We start from the raw sequence: 17,768 nt of genomic DNA, 5'->3' as shown, positions 1-17,768 counted from the left end.
CCCTTGCTCATCATAAAGTTCAAACAGTTAGGATTGCCATCGCTACGCTCGCAGGTTGCCAGTACGCCACCGTTGCTACTATCGCCAGAGCAGGTTCATTGAGGATGACACTACCAGAAAAAGCAGGAAGATGATCCATTGTAACTATTCGCGTATAGGTGCAAATCGATCTAATAATATACCCCCTTCATAATCGTAAAAGTTGACCAGGGTGCCGCTGCTATTGGTCATGCCAATCACTGATCCTAAGCCATCGAACAGGTAATAGTACTTGCTGCCATCGGGCTTGACCTCGTCCAATAACTGCCTACAGCGGACAATCCCTGCAATACACGGAGGGGCCAGGTGCTGCTTACAGGCTAGCAGCACCTTTTGGGCACGAGTGCGTATCCTTACGTCTTTTGTGGATCGATACATGTTTGCTAACTCGTTGAGCTGTTCTTTCGTTAGTTCTGGCATCTGTAATGCTCTCATGGCTTCCTCCTGCCCCAGAGTATACCTTATGCCGCGAAAGCAATATAATCGTACTTAGTACACACACTCACGGTTGCTAACATCGTTCTTCTAGATACTCCCTCAGCAGTTGCGCATATGCAGGTGGGAGATTCCTCGATTTCGGAGCAGTAATGAAACCAATATTTCTCAAAACGCTCACCAACCCAATTTGTTGTTTCGGTCCAAACTTCAGGGCAACCATTGTTCCTTCGGAGACTGGCTGAAATACCCACTTTATTCTTGATATGCTCGTTCCTCTTGTTATTTCAAGAGCAAAAACCAGAGGCCGCTTATACTCGGTAACCTCTATCGTTATTTCAAAAGGATGGCTTCCCGCTTCATTATTCTGTACGAACTTCGTTCCTACACCCATAGGATCGTCGGTTATCTGACGTATTATAGGAACATGTGCATTTTTCTCTAACGAGGAAAGGCTGATCAATTGCTGAATGAACGCTACGTTCGCGACACAATTAAAGATGCCCTCAATGGGCCGATGAATCATCGCGCTTGATTGAATTGCCATGAGATGTAGCCCTTTCTATTTCCCGATATCTTTCTACTCTCAAACAATATGACGTAATCTTTGCCAAAAGATGCAATTTATGGCTGCCGCTCATCCTCAAAGAATTGGGCAAACATGCATCACCAGGTGTTCGAGGAACGAATAAGGAGTTATTCATTCCTCGAACACTGTGCAGCAACACTTCCTTCTCTGTTAGGGGCACCTTAAAGTCGGAATGGGAGAGAAAAGGATTGACACATAGATTGTGACACCATTTCCTCCACAGAAAATGTTGCTAAAGATGACCAGATCAAGTATTTCGAAATTTACAAGGGCCAAAATGAGGTCCTTAACTATGCCGGGTACACCCGCACCACTTAAGGCAGCACCAAGGACCTCTTTAATATAGTCACCACCTGGACCTTCCAGTGATGCAAGGTCCGTACTCGAGAAAATTATGTCGTATCCAGTAGGGATAAGAATGCCAAAAAATCCTATACCATACTCGGTAATGACCTCAACTTTGCCACTCGTGTCCGTTAAATTGACCGGATCATCCCCTGCATAGACGTACCGGTTGCTCCCATTGAGATCGAACACACTACTGCCCACCGGGTCTTGCTGCGTCCAGCGGCCCAACTCTGGATTGTAATAGCGCGTGCCGAACTTGACCAGGCCCGTGTTCTTCTCAAAGTAGCCTCCTGCATACTGGAACGGATTGGGCTGGTTGGTCGTTTCATTGAGGATCACACCGTAGGGATCATAGTCGTAGTTGTTGGGCTCGCCGCCGGTGCTAGCGGTCAGGCCGACAATGGATCCCAGGCCATCGAAGAGGTAGTAGTATTTATTGCCTCCTGGCAACCGCTCGTTGACCAGCATGCCACAGCTACAACGGGTGTAGTAGGTGGTGTTACTTATGAGTCAATATCTACAGGGTTTCCTCAGATGGCTTATGGCGGGCATGGGGAGTGCAGAGCAATAACTAAGAGTGCAGACGAAAGGAGCTTTTCCAACACTCTCTTAAACGGCTTGTAGATCCTGAGTCATTTAAAACCCTGGACTAAATTTGGTGCCACATTGTGGAAAATCTTTCCGTTCTGCGCATCAACGCTTTTGATGCAGTTCACGGCCTAGCTGTTCTCTTCTTCAACAGAGGGAAAGAGGTCCAATGTTTCTGTCTGCCGACTGATCAGAATCCCTTGCTCATCATAAAGTTCAAGTCGAAGGGGCGGGGTGGTTGGCTGCCGTTGGGCATAGAAGAAGACGAGACCCTGCTGAACCGTATCTTCGAGCAAGAAGTCTGCTGCGTCAAACAAACGCACACCAGCAAGAGCAACCTCTTTCTCAAAGACTTCCCCAACCGCATAAAATTCCTGACCAAGAAACAGGGTTTCTAGACGCACCCAGGGACGGTTTTGCAACTCAGATGGTTCTTCGTAGCTGCTTTCGTAGCCAGCACTGTGCATCTTGACGAACCATCGTCCTTCCAATTGTTCGAGAAGAAACGTGCTACGCCAATTGTGTCCACTGCTATCCTGTACTGCTACATACTGTACCTGATAGGGTGGCACCTCTCGGGCCTTCAGATAGTGGAGCGTTGCAAGATCAAGCGATGGAAAAGGACTTTGTACGTCAAACCATTTGAGCCATTCTCGAATCGCTTCCGTTGCATCGCTGCTGCCAAGATCTGGGTTCATCACTATAGCCTTTCTTTTGTCTAACGAAACAAATCTGCTCATTGAAAGAGAAAACGCATGTTTTTCATTTGTTAATTTAACACAAAAGTCTGTAAACTTTTTCTCTTATTACATACCTTCAAGGACTTTTTCTAAGTGGCTTACACTTTCTTTTTCATGTTCTAAATATTTTTATGAAATTAGTACGGGCGGCTACTCTCTGAGTAGCCGCCTTTTGATTCAGTGGGTCTTCGGAATATCCTCCTAGATACTATCTAGTCCTTGTAGAGCTATTACCTCAAGTAATACTCTCACTACAGGTTGACGATAGCATTAGTAGCAATAGCAGCACAGAGCTGACCATTTGTGAGTCCCGCTAGCCCAAGGAAGAGAAAGCTGAACACTCCTAAACCGAGAGGATAACCAAAGAAGCTAGCAGTAGCTACAAAGCTATTCACATTACTGCGGCCAACAGGGATGAACATAGTATTTCCTATCCCGGTGATAAAGAGCGTACCACCCCACCAGGATATAGGTGCGATGCTTGAGATAAGCGTAATGTACAAACTAACTTGGCCGATTCCGACTGGCCAACTAGTGATACCTATAGTAGCACTACCACAGTTTCCTACAATCATTCCGCTCGGGTCGACATTATTGACCGGGTTATCCCCGGCATACACATACCGATTACTCCCATTCAGATCACCCACAGCACCCACCACCGGGTCCTGCTGCGTCCACCGGCCCAGATTGGGATCATCATAGCGTGTGCCGAACTTGGTCAGGCCCGTATCTGCCTCGCTGAAGCCGCTGACATACTTCCAGGGATTATTCAGCCCATTCTGCTCCATCTGGCCCAGGATTTGTCCATACGGGTCATAATCGTAAAAGTTGACCAGGCTGCCACTGCTATTGGTCATGCCAATCACCGACCCTAAGCCATCGAACAGGTAATAGTACTTGCTGCCATCGGGCTTGACCTCATCCAATAACTGGCTACAACTGCACCGCGTGTAGTAGGTCGTTCCCGATGAATCGGTCTGGCTGCTCAGTCCGAGCAGACTGTAGACATAGCTGGTACTGTTGATCTGCACACGCTCGTCCTGTGTCGCCCCACTGTAGGTGTAGTTGTCGCTGCCAATAGCGGTTGTTTGGTTCTTTATATTATACGTATAGGACTGCCCTGGTGTAGACGCCATCAGGTTGCCATCGGCATCGTAGCTGTAGGTCGTCGTCTGCGTGCCATTGACCACCATCGAGGACAGTTCATTGGCTCCGTAATCGTAGTGGTAGGCGATACTTTCATGATTCGACAACCGTGTGGAAGAGGTGCGATTGCCCGCCGCATCATAGCCATAGGTCCATTGCTCCACCAGTGTTTGTGAATTGGGCGGATAATAGACGTTGGCCTGCGTTAGACGGCTCAGGGAGTCATAGCTGTATACCCGATGATAGGTATTATTTTGCTTGAGCGGGTCGAGCAGGTCTTCCGTTTGGAGCAGGTTCGACATCGCTCCGGTATTCGGATTTTTGTACGAATACTGGTAGCTGGTCAGCGCCGTGCCGTTCAGTTGCGCCACGATGCTGGTCAGGTGACCGGCCTTATCGTAGGCATAGTTGATCACCACGCCGTTGGGCAGCGTTTCCGTCTGGCGCTGGTTGTTGTTGTAATAGCTGAAGCTGGTTTGACTGTTGTCCGGCTCGCTGATGGTCTGCACCAGGTTGACCAGCGTGTAGCTATAGGTGACGGTGCCGCGCCCATCGGTGTAGGTCTTCAGGTTGCCCACCGGGTCGTAGCTCGTCACGATGGTCGTACCATCGGGCAGCGTCTTCTGCTTGAGACGGTTGTCGCCATCGTACTTGAAGGTGGTGGTGCCGGTGTTGTCGATGACTTTGAGGACATTGCCGTTGTCATCATACTTGTAGCTGATGGTGGCCGTCTTCGAGCCATTGACGTAGTCGATTTCGGTAATGCGATCCAGCGGATCGTAGGTGAAGGTGGCGGTGTTGCCATCGCCGTCGGTCACGATATGCACCCGGCTGAGCGGATCGACCTGCACGCTTTCCTGCCCTAAGGGACTGGGCGACGTGATCAGCTTGAGATTGCCATACTGGTCATAGGTGTAGCTGGTCTTGTTGCCGTCGGCATCGGTGGCAGTGGCCAGCGTACCCCGGCCCTGCATGTTGCTATCATCGTCCGGGTTGTAGGTATATTTGACGGTGGCGTTGGTACCGCCCGGCGTGTTATCCTGCACCTGCATCACATTGCCGCTCGTATCGTAGGTATAGCACATCGAGTTGCCCTGCGGATCAGACGAGCCGGTGGGATAGTAGAGGCTGCTGGATTGGCAGGAGCCATTGGTGCCATACGTCAGGCTGGTCTGCGCGCCATTGCCATCGAGGACGGATTGCAGGTTATTGGTGTTGCCATCGTCGTAATTGAAGGTGCTGGTATTGCCAAGTGGATCGGTGTAGACATGCACATTGGCATCCGACCAGTAGCTGTTGGACGCTTTATGGCCGTTGGCATCCACCACATCCTGGACCAGCAAGCCATTGTAGTCATAGGTAGTGGTTTCGACCAGCGTGGGGGTGAGCGGCTGCGAGACGGTGGTGCAAGGGTAATGATGGGGATTAAGGTTCACGCAATGCGAATCGGAGCCACTGTAGTAATTAAATGTCGTGGTCTCTCCGGTGGCATCGGTGATGGTCTGCACCTGGTCACCTGAGGTGTAGGTGAGGGTGGTGACATTGCTCATGGGATCGGTGATGCTGGTCAGATCATGCCCATTGTAGACGAACGAGGTGGTCTTGCCGTTGGTATCCACGATGCTGTTGAGATTATTGTTGCCATCGGTGTAGTTGTACTGCACGACGCGACCGGTCGAATCGGTCATCGTTTTGATACGACCATTGTTGTCGTAGACCAGGCTGATGGAGCGGCCTTGTGTATCAGTGATGCTGTTCAAGAGGCCATTGTTGTTATAGCCAAAGCTGATGAGGTTGGTGTTTTTGTCCTCGTCGAAGATCTCCTGGCCGGTGCTGCCCTGCTGGTTAAAGCCAAAGCATTCACCGGTTTTCTGCTCGACTAGCACGTAGGAGGCTCCGTTGATGCTGCTCTGCAGCAGCGTGGCATCCAGGCCGGCCGGCTCATCAAAGCCACCATAACTGCCGGTATTCTTCAAGTAGGTCGCTGAGAAGCCGCTAGAGCCGGTCAGCGTGACGGAGCCATCCTGGTTGTAGGTGAGGGAGACGCCGTTGCCAACGCTGAGGTTCCACTTGGTACCGAGCGTACTCGTCGGCGCATTGGGCAAGCCGTTGAAGGTCGCGGTGAGATCGAGGTCGATACCCGTCCCATGGATGTGGAAGTCGTTGGACTCCAGCACCAGGTTGCCGTTGGCCACATTGACCTTGAGCGTGGTGCGGTCGTTTAAGGTCTGTTTGTAGAACTTGTAGAAGCCGAGGTCACCGAAGCCGTTCACCGACCCTGAAATTTTCGGGGTGCTGGAAAGGGTCGGGCAGGCAGCGATGGAACTCGCACGCGGTTGGACTCGACGCGGCGGCATACTCTTCACGGCTGCGGCAGCAATCTGAGATGCGAAAGACGCAGCAGATGCCACGGGCACCAGCGTACTCCAACTGCCAATCACAAAGGTACACAGCATCAGGCTGGCGAACAACAGGCGCCAGGCGTATGCAAACATACGATATCCGAAGCTACGAGGAACAGAGGAACGCGAATCAGGAACAGTTGAGAACATGCAAAGGCTCCATTTCTCTCAAACAAGACAGCAAGTCATCAGGAACCAGACCTGCCTGCCTGCCAGGTCAGATGCAAAAGGTGGAATCACTACGAGGACGCGCTCCAGAGCATATGGCTATACAGGTGAATAAGGGGTGACGCGAACGCCGGAAAGAAGTTTCCTGTTCCCCACCAGAACATACGTTCGACATCACCTCTCGTAGCATACCCAATAGCCCGGCCTGTTGTCATGCCTTTTATGAGTATATTTTCTACTCTTTAGACCGAATTTTTGCTCCGATTTTCTACGGTCTCGACCGTAGAAAATCTACCCAAGAATCGTAATAGCCCATCTTACTTACCCTTTCCCCGCCACTTCATCGACAATGCTATACTTACCCCAATACTGCTTTATATTTGGCCCTGTTGATTTCAGATTCTGCTCTCTATGCCGAATAAGAATAAAAACGACGCAATGTAATGAAGAATGTCCAATAGCTATGTAGCGCAGATCAAATGGTGGAAGGAAGCTCATGACTGCTCACATCTCTTCCCTTTATGAGCGCCAGGTTCGCGATGGCGCCACTTCTATTGAAGGTGAATCACAGGAAATGGTCGATGTTTTGCAAAAAATCGTACAGAACGCGGGCGCTATCCTGGGGGTAAGCAACTGTTCGGTGGCATTGCTAGATGCGACGGGAACCTCGCTGGTAACACTCGCCGCCTTGCAGCATGGACGCAAACCGCGCCGGACTCGTTTTCATATGAGTGAGGGGGTGGCAGGTTGGGTGGCAGAGCATCGCGAAGCGCTGATCATCAACGATGTGAGACTCGATTCGCGTTTCAAACGTTTGGGGCGCGTTCCTGTTGGCTCGATGGTGTGCGTGCCTTTAATCGATAGAGATAATTTCATCGGCACGCTGACCGTTAGCAGTCGCGAAATCAATGCTTTTAGCCAGAAAAAGCTGCACATGCTGACGATCTTCGCCCAGCAGGCCGTGCTTGCCATCACCAATGCTCGCCAGGCTGAATTAGCCCAGCGCCAGGCCAACCAGCTCGAGATGCTGCTGGACCTTTCGCGCAGCATCACCACCCGGCTAGAAGCCGATGACCTGTACCGGACGATCCTGGTTGACGCCCAGCGGCTGGCTCCCTGCCGGCAGGTCATCATGTACCGGTTCTCGGAGCGCACCCAGGAACTGCTTCCGTCCGCCGAGCTTCTGGTCGTCGAGGACGCCGGCGATAACGGCAGCACTGAATGTAGCTTTATTGTCACGATTGGAGACGTGGCGCGTGAAAAAATCAGCGTGCCGACGGAAACTTCATTAGCTTCATGGGCCGCCGAACACCGCCATCCCATGTTGCATGCCCCGGTCAAATTCTTGCCTGATGAAAGCGCCGCACTCCCAGTCAGCTTTGATTGCGCGGAACTGGCGGCGCCTTTCGTCTCCAAGAACATCCTGTATGGCGTGATTCTGTTGCGCAGGCCACAGGCTTTCACGAGCGAAGAACTGCGGCTGGTACGCAATTTCAGTAATATGGCGGCGGCGGCGCTCGAAAATGTGGAACTGTTTCATCGCGTGCGCAGCGACCAGGAGCAACTGCGCGCCATCGTGGCGGAAAGCTCAGACGGTATCGCCATCATCGGTGACAACGGATGTTTTCTGGAAGTGAATGCCGCTTTTGGCCGCATCTTTGGCATGGAGCCGGAGCAAATCGTGGGTATGGAATGCCTGGAACTGCTGGGCTGCGACGACGAGAATACGTGCGAAGTAAGCCGCGAGAAATGTATGATCCAGCGCGCCATCCAGGAACAGCGCGCCCTGTCCTACATCGAGGTTGACCTGGCAATTTCGGGAACGTCACGTTCGCTGGGACTGAGCGTCACGCCCATTGCCAGCACCGGCAGATCGTTCTGCCTGATGATAGCGCGTGATGTGACGGCTATTCGCGATGCGACGCGCATGAAAGCCAACTTCTTGTCGATGATTACGCACGAGCTGCGTTCGCCGCTCAATGCCATCAACGGCTACCTCGATCTTACCCTGACGGGTATCGCGGGCGAACTGAATGAGCAGCAGCGTGATTTCTTGCAGCGCGCGCGGGCGGGCAGCGAACACCTCTATGCGCTTGTCGAAGACCTGTTACTCGTCTCGCGCGCGGATGCTGGGCAAATGCGTTTGAACCGCGAATTGACGAGCATTCGAGAAATCGTGGCCAATGCCGTGGAAGAACTCGAGCTGATGGCCAAAGACAATGCGATCAACATCGAGGTCGATATTGCCCATGACTTTCCCTCTATCTATGCCGACCCGGTTCGCATTCAGCAGGTGTTGCGCAACCTCTTAAGCAACTCGCTGCGCTTTACGCCACAGGGAGGGATTGTGACCATCGCGGCACGTGTTATTTCCAGGACATCTCCAGACTCACCGGAGGAGCAGGAAAAAGTGGTGGAGGTAGAGGTTCGCGACACAGGCTACGGCATTGCGCCCGAACACCAGCAGCGCATTTTTGAACGCTTCTACCAGGCCCTTCCGAGCGAGACTGGTCGTTCAGGCGGCCAGGGACTGGGACTTGCGATTGTGAAGATGATTGTGGAGTTGCACGACGGGCAGGTGATGGTCGAAAGCGCGCCGGGGCAAGGAAGCGTGTTTAAATTTACGCTGCCTGGTCTGCTCTCATAAGCCTGGGGCATGGAAAGAAAGGGCGACCTCAAGGGTGCGCCCCTACTATGACCTGTTCCTTTCTCATTTTTCCTGGCCGTTGCCCTTGACTCTTTTGGGTAATGCATGCTATGCTGATTCTATCCCCATTGTGCAGGTGGGTGGGTGGAGAGGGAGGAACAAACAAAGGCAGGGGTTGTACTCGATGGATGAGCTTCAAGCTCGTACAGAAGAAGGAGTTAGACCATGGGTATGCTGCGGGTGATGTCCCGTCGCGGCGACGAGCGAGTCGAATGGGATCTGAGCAAGGTCGAATCGCACGATCCAGAAGCCGTAGCGGCTATCCGAGAAGCTGAGCGCATCTTCAATGAGGAGCGCGCGCGTGGAGCTACTGCCTTTAAGGTAGAGCCAGGTAAAACTGTAGAGCGTATTGAGAAGTTCGACCGCACTGCCGAGCAGATTGTGATGGTACCTCGGGTGGTAGGAGGCTAAGGAATTCAATCGATATGATGCTACAAACACTTAGCCTGTTTCTTGGTATCTGGCTGCTGTTCCTGCTCCTGGCAATCTACTATCTCTCGCAGACACCTGATGGGCGCGTGGGGCGATTTCGCGAGTCGGTAAGCGAGCATCTCTCGGCTGAAAGTCGAGCCAAGGCGCTGCTGCGGGAAATGCTTTCAGAGAACCAGTACCAGCAACTGATCAAGTTTGGATATCTGGAAGTCTCAAGTCCAACCATAGACAATCGCGTGTACCGCATCCCCGGTTCTGGTGGACTGGTGAAGGTCTACGAGCGCGGCTGTGCGGTGATGGAGCTTTGCCTGCAACCTGCGGAGCCGCTGCCTGATGGCGATGTGGTGGTTATGCACAAGCTGATGATCGAGGCAAACGAGCAAGAATACTTGCAGAAAGCAAATCATTTCGCCCCCGGTATCATCTCGCTGCGCTGCCAGCATCTCTAACCGGGATACGAGACGGGCGACCAGTAGAGTGCGGATTCATCCAGCACGTGGTACGCCCTTACGAGATCAGCGCGCATAGGCCGATAATGGGCTTTCACGACCGAAATCGGTAAACCGAGAAGCAGAACAGTCTCACCATGTCATTCTGAGCGCAGCGAAGAATCCGTGCCCTGTCGCGCTGGGATTCTTCGCTGCGCTCAGAATGACACGACGGGGTTCGCAATGACACAGTGGCGAGAGAGATTCTTCCCTTTCGTTCCGCAGGGCTTCGGCTTATTTCCCTCAGAATGACACGACCAGGATCACTCAGTACGTTCCCTCTACCCTCTCCGTCCATCTACTGTCTCCGCTGAACTTTTGCCTTTGCTTTGCGTATATTACATGTGTAAGGAGCGGATGCAACAGTATGTCTATCCTTAACGCGCTTCTGAATGCATGCAAAACGCTCGACTCTTATGAAGAAACAAGGTATAATCCTGTAATCTGCTGAGACAAAGGGGGCAGGTGCGTCCCATACTTTGATGGCCCCACAAATGTGTCTCAATCCCGATATTGGAGAGGGCAAAGCAATGGAATGTCCCAATTGTAGATATCAAAATCGCCCCGACGCGGATTTCTGCGCCAATTGCGGCATGGCTTTGAAACAGTCCGGCCCGCTCACTGCCGGTACTGTCACCGTCGGTGGAACCGCCAGCGGCGCGCAGGGCACTTCTCGCGCGCTCACTATTGGAACCCCTCTACAAGGTGGCCGCTACGTCATTACGAAGATTCTGGGCGAAGGCGGTATGGGCGCTGCCATGGTCGCGACCGATAAACGCCTGGACAATAAGCCGGTTGTCATCAAAGAACTCATCTCCGATAACAGCGACCCGGCCAAATTTAAAGAAGATGAGCGCAATTTCAAACGCGAAGTGACCACGCTGGCTCACCTCGATCATCCCTTGATCCCTAATGTCACCGACAGCTTCCAGGAAGGCTCGCACTACTTCATGGTGCAGGAATACGTGGATGGGGAAAACCTGGAACAACGCCTGGAGCGTCTCAAGAAGCCGGTACCGGAGCGCGAGGCGCTCAGTTATGCTTCCCAGGTGCTGGATGTCCTTGAATACCTGGCTCAACAAACGCCGCCCGTCGTCCACCGCGACATCAAGCCCGCCAATATCATCATCAGTTCGAAAGATAAAAGAGCGCACCTGGTCGATTTTGGCATTGCGCGCGCCGATGCCGCGCGCAATGCCAGGCGCAAGCAGACCTCAGCGCTCGGCACGCCCGGCTACGCGCCGCCCGAACAATATCAAGGCAACGCGGACCCGCGTTCCGATCTGTACGCGCTTGGCGCTACACTGCATCACATCCTGACCAACCGCGACCCACGTGATTACGCGCCCTTTTCCTACCCACCGGCGCGCACGTTGAACCCACAGATATCGCCGGAAACCGAGCGCGTCCTCTCGCGCGCCCTCAATAACGACATCACGCAGCGCTACCAGAGCGCGACCGCCATGAAACGCGATATTGATGATATTCTGTACAAGCGCTTCGGCGTTTCGGGAAATATTAGCAGCTACACGCTGGGAACATCCGGGCCGATTGCGGCTGTTGGAACTGCCGGCGTCGCAAACCAGCCTGCGCAGGCCAGATCGCCACAGCGCCCGCAACCCGCGCCTTTAACGCCGGTACCACCAGTGCATCAATCCCAAGCATATTCGCCTGCGCCGATCAGCAACTATCCGCCACCACCCCAGTTGAGGCAGCAGCGCAGCAACCACTTCGGGCGCAACTTTCTGATATTCGTCCTGATCATCTTCCTGATTGCCCTGGCCGCCTATGCCGCGCTGTACTTTGTGCGCGGTCGAGGAACAAACATAACTTCGGGTACTACACCGACCCCGACGCCAGGGATTAGCAACACCCCCCCGGCCAACGGCATTGGGGGGTTCAAAGCGCCCGATGGTGAAATCATTGGCATCAGTGACGGCAGCGTCGCTTTCGACACCCAAAGGCCAAGTGGTTTTGGCTCATATAAAGTGCAGGCGGCTGCCGACTACCGGAACGGTGATATTGCTGATGCCATGGCTCTGTGGCAGCAGGAAGTCAATAATGATACAAGCGATGCTGAAAGTTTGATCTACCTTGAAGATCAACGCGTTCTCAGCGGAGGAAGCCCCCATATTACCATCATCATTGGCACCATGATTTCAGGAGATAATGTCGGTGTGGGACGCGATGATCTCCAGGGAGCCTATGTAGCGCAAAAAGAATACAATGACGGGGTGAAGCTCGGTGGTACGCTGGTGCGCCTGCTGATCGCGAACTCAGGCAATCAGACAGCCTATGCAACTCTCGTCGCACAGCAAATTGTGAAAGCGGCTCAATCAGATCCTACCATTGTAGGGGTCATGGGCTGGCCGTTCAGTTCTCGCACAAGTGAGGCGGTCAAAATACTGAGCGCGGCGCATATCCCGATGGTATCGCAAACCGCGTCCGCCGATTCGCTTACAAATGTATCGCCCTACTTCTTCCGCGTCGCGCCTCCTAATAGTGTCGAAGGCGTGGTGGGCGCTCACTATGCCGAGACAAAGTTGCACGCGAAGAATGTCGCTCTCTTTGTCGATCCTGATGACCCGTATAGCAGCACGCTAGCAGCGGATTTTAGCAAGCAGTTCACAGCTGATGGCAACAACATCGTAGTTACCGAGGACTATACCGTAGGTCAGACGGGTAATTTACCCTCACTTTTAAACAATGCGCTGAGCCATAATCCCGACCTGATCTACTTTTCCGGCTATTCCAACGATGTGGCAGTCCTGCTGCAAAATCTACCCACTTCGGGACCATTCGCTACCTTGCAGATACTTGGGGGAGATGCGCTCTATGAATTGGGAGGTTATCCGCCTACAGCACACGCGGGCTTTGATCGCCTGCGCTTCACCTCGTTTGCCTATCCTGATGAATGGGATGTGCTGAAATTGACGGCGCAGAAACCTGTGTTCTTCCAGGAATATCCGCTGTACTTCAATCCGAAAGGTCGGACGATTACCGGCAGTCCCTACGGCTACACGCGGGCAGACAATGATGTCATGCTCTCCTATGACGCGATGCTGGCAATTCTGCATGCCAGCGCCAATATCCTGCAGAAAGGGTCAAATTCGAAAATCACGCCGGCAGGCTTGCAGCAGGCGCTTTCGCAAATCAATGGGCCGAATGCTTTCCAGGGGGTAAGCGGGCAGATCGCTTTTGGGACAGATGGTAATCCCATCAATAAGGTCGTCCTTATCCTGTACGTGGCTCAAGGCGGCTTTATCCACATGGAAAGCGCCGTGGCAGCGGGAACCTTTTTAGTGCAGGGATAAGAGAATAAAAGGGACGAGGGCGATCAAGGCTTCATTAGCGGCTCCATCCACCGGGGCCGCCGTTAACCTTGCCTTCAGTATCCCCCGATCCTATTCCAGTGTATTCTTCTTGCTGCGCGGAATGACGCGCACGCTCAGGCGCATATCTTGTCTGCCTGTCTACCAGCCCGCGGGCAGTGCCTGCAGCAGTAGGATTTGTATCGTAAGCAGCAAAAACCAGGCGATCAGAAATGAGAAATCAATCACACCTACCGACCCCACGAGACGGCGAATAGGCCTGATAAATGGATCGGTCAGTTTGGCCAGGAAACGAATAATAGCATAGCGTTCATCAATGCGAAACCACGAGGCAACGACGCGTACAAGCAGTGCGAAAATGAGCACATAGATGCCATATTCGATGATTGCGTATATAATGCCATGATCCGGTGGCACACCTAACATATCTTTTTACTCCTGAACGGTACGTACCTCGACGATGGTAAATCCGAGGACTTTGCGGCGGAAGATCTCCGTCACGCGCACTCCTTTAAGGTCCGGTAGCGTGGTGAAATGCCTCTGCACGTATTCGCCCAGCGGTCGAGCCGCTGCATATCCGGCCAGAGAGGAGGCGGCAGTGGAGGCGATGCGCGTGCGAGCGCGGCTGGAGGTCATGCCGAGCAGCGTGCCAATGGTGACGACCGACATGCCAACGACAAGATTGGTACCGCAGTTTGGATGGATGGCAAGCTCCGCTTCGCCGGCCTGCAGGCGAGCCAGCGCCTCATCCACAGCGCGGCGCAGTTGCCCAAGATCGACATCGCCGAAAATGATAAAGCCGGTTGAACTGGAACGGGCGCTGACGCGCAGGTCCGGCACCATGCGGCTCAACACGGTTATGGTGGCATGTTCCAGAGCATGGTTCTGGCGAATGCGACGGCCAAACAGGATATCTTCAGGTTTCATGGTTTAAAGCTTTCTCTTTATTATGGGCTGTTACACTGGCCGATAAATCGGCGGTGTGTACGGTAAACCGGCCCCTACGCGGCTTCGCCGCGATAGAGATATCAAAGGCATTCGCGCACGGGCGAAATCGCGATAGAGATATCAAGGTCATTCGCGCATGGGCAAAGCCCCGATGCAAGTATCAAGGTCATTTGTAAACACGCTCGCCAAAGATTGCCCGGCCTATACGGACGATGGTAGCGCCCTCTTCAATTGCAATACGATAGTCGTCGGTCATGCCCATCGAGAGATGCTGCCACGCGCTCTGCGGAAGCAGGCTTCGCAGTTGATCGCGCAGGACGCGCAACCCGCGAAAAACCGGGCGCACCTCTTCCGGGTCCTGAACCAGCGGCGCGATGGTCATCAAGCCCTGCACTTCCAGGTTCGGCAGCATCAGAATTTGACGGGCCATCTCCGGTGTTTCAGCTGGTGACATGCCCTCTTTGCTGGACTCGCCCGAAACATTGACCTGGAGCAGGATGGGAAGACGTACCCCATGTTCTCCTGCGTGCCGGTTCAACGTTTGCGCCAGGTGCAGGCTATCCACGCTCTGCACGCAATAAAATTGCCCAACTACCTTGCCTGCCTTATTGGTTTGCAGGTGGCCGATCATGTGCCAGCGCGCATCCGGTGGATGAAATTCGGCGATCTTCGGCACCGCGTCTTGCACACGATTCTCACCAAAATTTCTTACTCCCAAATTATACGCCATGCGCACAAGTTCCAGCGGGACGGTTTTTGAAACTGCTACCAGCGTGACCTCTTCGGGCATGCGCCCTACCCTCTGAGCAGCTTCGGCCATCGCGGAATGCACCTGCGCTACATTTGAAGTAAGCTGTTCAAGTGTGATCGTTGATTGCGTACTCATGCTGCATCCCTCAAGGCGATGATTGATGGGAAGCGCCCGGCCTTGCCATGTTCGGCGCGATGCGAGTAAAAACGGTCTTTTTCGCAGCTGGTGCAGATGCCCGGCAATTCGATGTGTTCAGGCAACAGGCCCGCCATAAGCAACTGGTTACGGTTCGTCTCCCACAAATCCAGCATCAAACTCCTCCGGTGAGCATGTTCCTTTATAGCAAATACGGCTGACTCTCGTACCAGGTTGCGATACTCTACCGCCGTTGGCTGCAAATCGAACTCGATCCTGCTCAGGAAGTATCCCTGCACCTCTTCAGAAATCTCGTAGCAACATGGCCCAATGGATGGGCCGATGCCCGCGTAGATATGCTCTGGCCGGCTGCCGAACTGCTCGCGCATCGCATCGACGGTAATGGCGGCAATACCGCGCGCGGTACCCCGCCAGCCAGCGTGTACCAGGCCAATCGCCTCCTGCACAGGATCATAAAGCATTACAGGCACGCAATCAGCTGAGGCTATTGCCAGCGAGATATCGCGCCTGCGCGTAATAAAAGCATCGGCCTTCCAGCGTGGATGCGCCGTCCTCAGCAAAACCTTTTGCTCTTCCGCCAGCGTCACAAAAGGCTGGTCGAAGCGCCATTCCCAGGGCTGCTCATCGACCACCACAACCTCGGCTCCATGCACCAGCCATAATGAGGCGCAGGGATAGGCGTCTAATTGAAGGGCCGAGAGCGCCAGCAAACGATTACGCTTCACATGTTCAATATTATCGCCAGTTGTAAATGAAACATTCAATCCCCAGAAAGGCGCTTCGCTACACCCTCCCAGGCGTGTGAAAATACCATGAACGAGGTTCGGAAACTGAAGAAAATGGCCGAACTGCACATATTGCACCCGGCCCTGCTGTTGTGCGATCAATTTTGCTCCCCTGCTATAAATACTGCTCCTTTGAGCATATTGTAACACAGTGTAGAGGGAATAGTAGGCAGACAGGGTTATAATCCTACCGAACCTTACTGCTCTTAAGAGCAGAGTAAGCAAGATTGCAGTTCTGATGGGCAATGGCGTAGTCAGACTGAAGTGCAATGGCCTGCTTAAAGTCTGCGATCGCTTGTGAGAACTGTCTGAGAGCAAAGTAGGCACTTCCACGGAAATTGAAGGCTCTGGCATCTTGCGGATCAAGAGCGATAGCCCGGTCATAAGCAGCAATGGCCTGCTGGTATTCACCTGCATTATAAAGGCCATTACCCTCATCTAAATATTGCTCTTTGAGGGCGGAATATGCGAGGTTGAAGTTCTGATAGGCGAGTTGGTACATAGAGTCGAGGGTGATGGCCTGCTCAAAGTCGGCAATGGCTGCCTGGAACTGCTTAAGGGCATAGTGGGCGATACCACGAGCGTTGTAGGCTGCGGCATCATTGGGATCAAGGGCAATAGCGCGGTCGTAGGCCCGAATTGCTTCTTGATAGTTGCCGTTCATAGCATGAGCATTTCCCTCAGCCAGCAATTGCTCTTTGACCCGCTGCTGATCTGTTTTTTTGTTCTGCTGTGGAGGCGTAGCCTCGGATGTATTGGTGCCTGTTGCAGTTGAAGGAGACAGCCGCATGCTGGCAGGCAAAGAGGTGGATTGAGTGATTCGTCCTGGTTCTATAGTGGCTTCGAAAGCCTGCGCAAATTCCAGCACGCTGGTAAATCGCTGATGAGCATCTTTAGCCAGCGCCCGCTCTACTACTTGCTCCAGAGAGCCAGAGATGGCCGGATTTTTCTTACGCAGAGGTTGAGGAGGTACGGTAAGGATTTGCGTAATGATCTCGGCAACTGTCCCTGTGAAAGGCCTGCTACCCGTAAGCCACTCGTAGACCACTACTCCAAGGGAGTATTGATCGCTGGCTATGCGTGGTCTGCCTCGGATTTGTTCGGGTGCCATGTAGGGTATGGTACCGGCCTGATCCTGGATATCTCCAGAACTCGAAGTGTGCGCAATCACCGCGATGCCAAAATCACTGAGTAAAAGCTCATTGTCGGCATCTAATAGCAGATTCTCAGGCTTGACATCGCGATGGATTAGTTTTCGCGAGTGAGCATAATCCAGTGCGACAGCCGCTTGCTTGACAAACGGAAGGATATCAGCAGGTGTCAGACATATTCCCGGTGGGTAACGCTGGCGGAGTGTACCATTCGTAGCATAGTCCATAACGAGGAAAGGAACACCGTCATCGACATCAAAGTCCAGAACCCGGATAATATGACGATGCCTCAAGTGCGCAATAGTGCGCGCCTCGTTGCGAAACGGCTCTATCTGTTCGCTTGTCAGTCTGGCTTTCAATACTTTAATAGCCGCCTGAGTCCCAAGGTGAATATGCTCACCGGCGTAAACTTCAGCAAATCCCCCTCTCCCTAGCAGACGCGTCAGGCGATAGTTACCGAGCCGCTGTCCCTCGCGTTCTCCATGGTCTACCATCCTATACCCCTTACATTACAGTTGGGATGCTGTTCTCATACTATTGGGTTAGATGTAACCATTGTA

The 17,768-nt window shown here is 53.0% G+C and carries 14 protein-coding genes; 4 read left to right on the top strand and 10 right to left on the bottom strand.

Going from position 1 to position 17,768, the window contains the following annotated elements; genetic code table 11:
- Positions 1-144: 144 nt before the first annotated feature.
- From VFA09_24925 to VFA09_24905, 5 genes are all read right to left on the bottom strand, one after another.
- Positions 145-474, bottom strand: a complete 330-nt coding sequence (locus tag VFA09_24925) for a hypothetical protein (protein ID HZU70540.1) — start codon at positions 472-474, stop codon at positions 145-147.
- Positions 475-550: 76 nt separating this feature from the next.
- Entirely contained in the window at positions 551-1,021 is a 471-nt protein-coding gene (locus VFA09_24920) for a hypothetical protein (protein ID HZU70539.1), read from the bottom strand.
- A 192-nt stretch (positions 1,022-1,213) separates the two neighbouring features.
- Positions 1,214-1,879 carry an RHS repeat-associated core domain-containing protein gene (locus VFA09_24915; GenBank protein ID HZU70538.1) on the bottom strand — a complete coding sequence of 222 codons (666 nt, stop codon included), beginning with the start codon at positions 1,877-1,879 and terminating at the stop codon, positions 1,214-1,216.
- A 251-nt stretch (positions 1,880-2,130) separates the two neighbouring features.
- Positions 2,131-2,700 (bottom strand): hypothetical protein, encoded by a 570-nt coding sequence (locus VFA09_24910; protein HZU70537.1) that lies wholly within the window; start codon positions 2,698-2,700, stop codon positions 2,131-2,133.
- A 290-nt stretch (positions 2,701-2,990) separates the two neighbouring features.
- Positions 2,991-6,440 (bottom strand): RHS repeat-associated core domain-containing protein, encoded by a 3,450-nt coding sequence (locus tag VFA09_24905; GenBank protein ID HZU70536.1) that lies wholly within the window; start codon positions 6,438-6,440, stop codon positions 2,991-2,993.
- 514 nt (positions 6,441-6,954) lie between these two features.
- On the opposite strand from VFA09_24905, the gene VFA09_24900 reads away from it, so the two are divergent.
- The 4 genes from VFA09_24900 to VFA09_24885 all read left to right on the top strand — a co-directional run bounded on the left by VFA09_24900 (position 6,955) and on the right by VFA09_24885 (position 13,399).
- Positions 6,955-9,105 (top strand): ATP-binding protein, encoded by a 2,151-nt coding sequence (locus tag VFA09_24900; protein ID HZU70535.1) that lies wholly within the window; start codon positions 6,955-6,957, stop codon positions 9,103-9,105.
- A gap of 225 nt (positions 9,106-9,330) precedes the next feature.
- Positions 9,331-9,576, top strand: coding sequence for a hypothetical protein (locus VFA09_24895; GenBank protein HZU70534.1), 246 nt, complete (start codon positions 9,331-9,333; stop codon positions 9,574-9,576).
- Between the two features lie 14 nt (positions 9,577-9,590).
- Positions 9,591-10,046 (top strand): hypothetical protein, encoded by a 456-nt coding sequence (locus tag VFA09_24890; protein HZU70533.1) that lies wholly within the window; start codon positions 9,591-9,593, stop codon positions 10,044-10,046.
- 521 nt (positions 10,047-10,567) lie between these two features.
- Positions 10,568-13,399, top strand: a complete 2,832-nt coding sequence (locus VFA09_24885) for a protein kinase (protein ID HZU70532.1) — start codon at positions 10,568-10,570, stop codon at positions 13,397-13,399.
- 159 nt (positions 13,400-13,558) lie between these two features.
- Here VFA09_24885 and VFA09_24880 read toward each other — a convergent pair whose 3' ends face one another.
- From VFA09_24880 to VFA09_24860, 5 genes are all read right to left on the bottom strand, one after another.
- Positions 13,559-13,843, bottom strand: coding sequence for a YggT family protein (locus tag VFA09_24880; protein ID HZU70531.1), 285 nt, complete (start codon positions 13,841-13,843; stop codon positions 13,559-13,561).
- Positions 13,844-13,849: 6 nt separating this feature from the next.
- On the bottom strand, positions 13,850-14,344 hold the full coding sequence (locus tag VFA09_24875; GenBank protein ID HZU70530.1) for a DUF6391 domain-containing protein: 495 nt from the start codon (positions 14,342-14,344) through the stop codon (positions 13,850-13,852).
- A 187-nt stretch (positions 14,345-14,531) separates the two neighbouring features.
- Positions 14,532-15,251 carry a YggS family pyridoxal phosphate-dependent enzyme gene (locus tag VFA09_24870; protein ID HZU70529.1) on the bottom strand — a complete coding sequence of 240 codons (720 nt, stop codon included), beginning with the start codon at positions 15,249-15,251 and terminating at the stop codon, positions 14,532-14,534.
- A complete protein-coding gene (gene pgeF, locus VFA09_24865; protein HZU70528.1) occupies positions 15,248-16,159 on the bottom strand; it encodes a peptidoglycan editing factor PgeF in 912 nt (303 codons plus the stop codon). The genes VFA09_24870 and pgeF overlap by 4 nt, the downstream gene beginning before the upstream one ends.
- Before the next feature lie 85 nt (positions 16,160-16,244).
- Positions 16,245-17,702 (bottom strand): serine/threonine-protein kinase, encoded by a 1,458-nt coding sequence (locus VFA09_24860; protein ID HZU70527.1) that lies wholly within the window; start codon positions 17,700-17,702, stop codon positions 16,245-16,247.
- Between the last annotated feature and the right edge of the window lie 66 nt (positions 17,703-17,768).

The organism is Ktedonobacteraceae bacterium (assembly GCA_035653615.1).
In the GTDB taxonomy this organism is placed as follows: domain Bacteria; phylum Chloroflexota; class Ktedonobacteria; order Ktedonobacterales; family Ktedonobacteraceae; genus DASRBN01.
The sequence above is the reverse complement of the archived record's forward strand: the minus strand, read 5'-3'. Positions and strand labels throughout refer to the sequence as shown.

Coding starts and splice junctions, on each gene's coding strand:
- VFA09_24905 (HZU70536.1), bottom strand. CDS start 6,440: ATGTTCTCAACTGTTCCTGATTCGCGTTCCTCTGTTCCTCGTAGCTTC.
- VFA09_24880 (HZU70531.1), bottom strand. CDS start 13,843: ATGTTAGGTGTGCCACCGGATCATGGCATTATATACGCAATCATCGAA.
- VFA09_24890 (HZU70533.1), top strand. CDS start 9,591: ATGATGCTACAAACACTTAGCCTGTTTCTTGGTATCTGGCTGCTGTTC.
- VFA09_24925 (HZU70540.1), bottom strand. CDS start 474: ATGAGAGCATTACAGATGCCAGAACTAACGAAAGAACAGCTCAACGAG.
- VFA09_24900 (HZU70535.1), top strand. CDS start 6,955: ATGACTGCTCACATCTCTTCCCTTTATGAGCGCCAGGTTCGCGATGGC.
- VFA09_24860 (HZU70527.1), bottom strand. CDS start 17,702: ATGGTAGACCATGGAGAACGCGAGGGACAGCGGCTCGGTAACTATCGC.
- VFA09_24895 (HZU70534.1), top strand. CDS start 9,331: ATGGGTATGCTGCGGGTGATGTCCCGTCGCGGCGACGAGCGAGTCGAA.
- VFA09_24875 (HZU70530.1), bottom strand. CDS start 14,344: ATGAAACCTGAAGATATCCTGTTTGGCCGTCGCATTCGCCAGAACCAT.
- VFA09_24885 (HZU70532.1), top strand. CDS start 10,568: ATGGCCCCACAAATGTGTCTCAATCCCGATATTGGAGAGGGCAAAGCA.
- VFA09_24915 (HZU70538.1), bottom strand. CDS start 1,879: ATGCTGGTCAACGAGCGGTTGCCAGGAGGCAATAAATACTACTACCTC.
- VFA09_24870 (HZU70529.1), bottom strand. CDS start 15,251: ATGAGTACGCAATCAACGATCACACTTGAACAGCTTACTTCAAATGTA.
- VFA09_24920 (HZU70539.1), bottom strand. CDS start 1,021: ATGGCAATTCAATCAAGCGCGATGATTCATCGGCCCATTGAGGGCATC.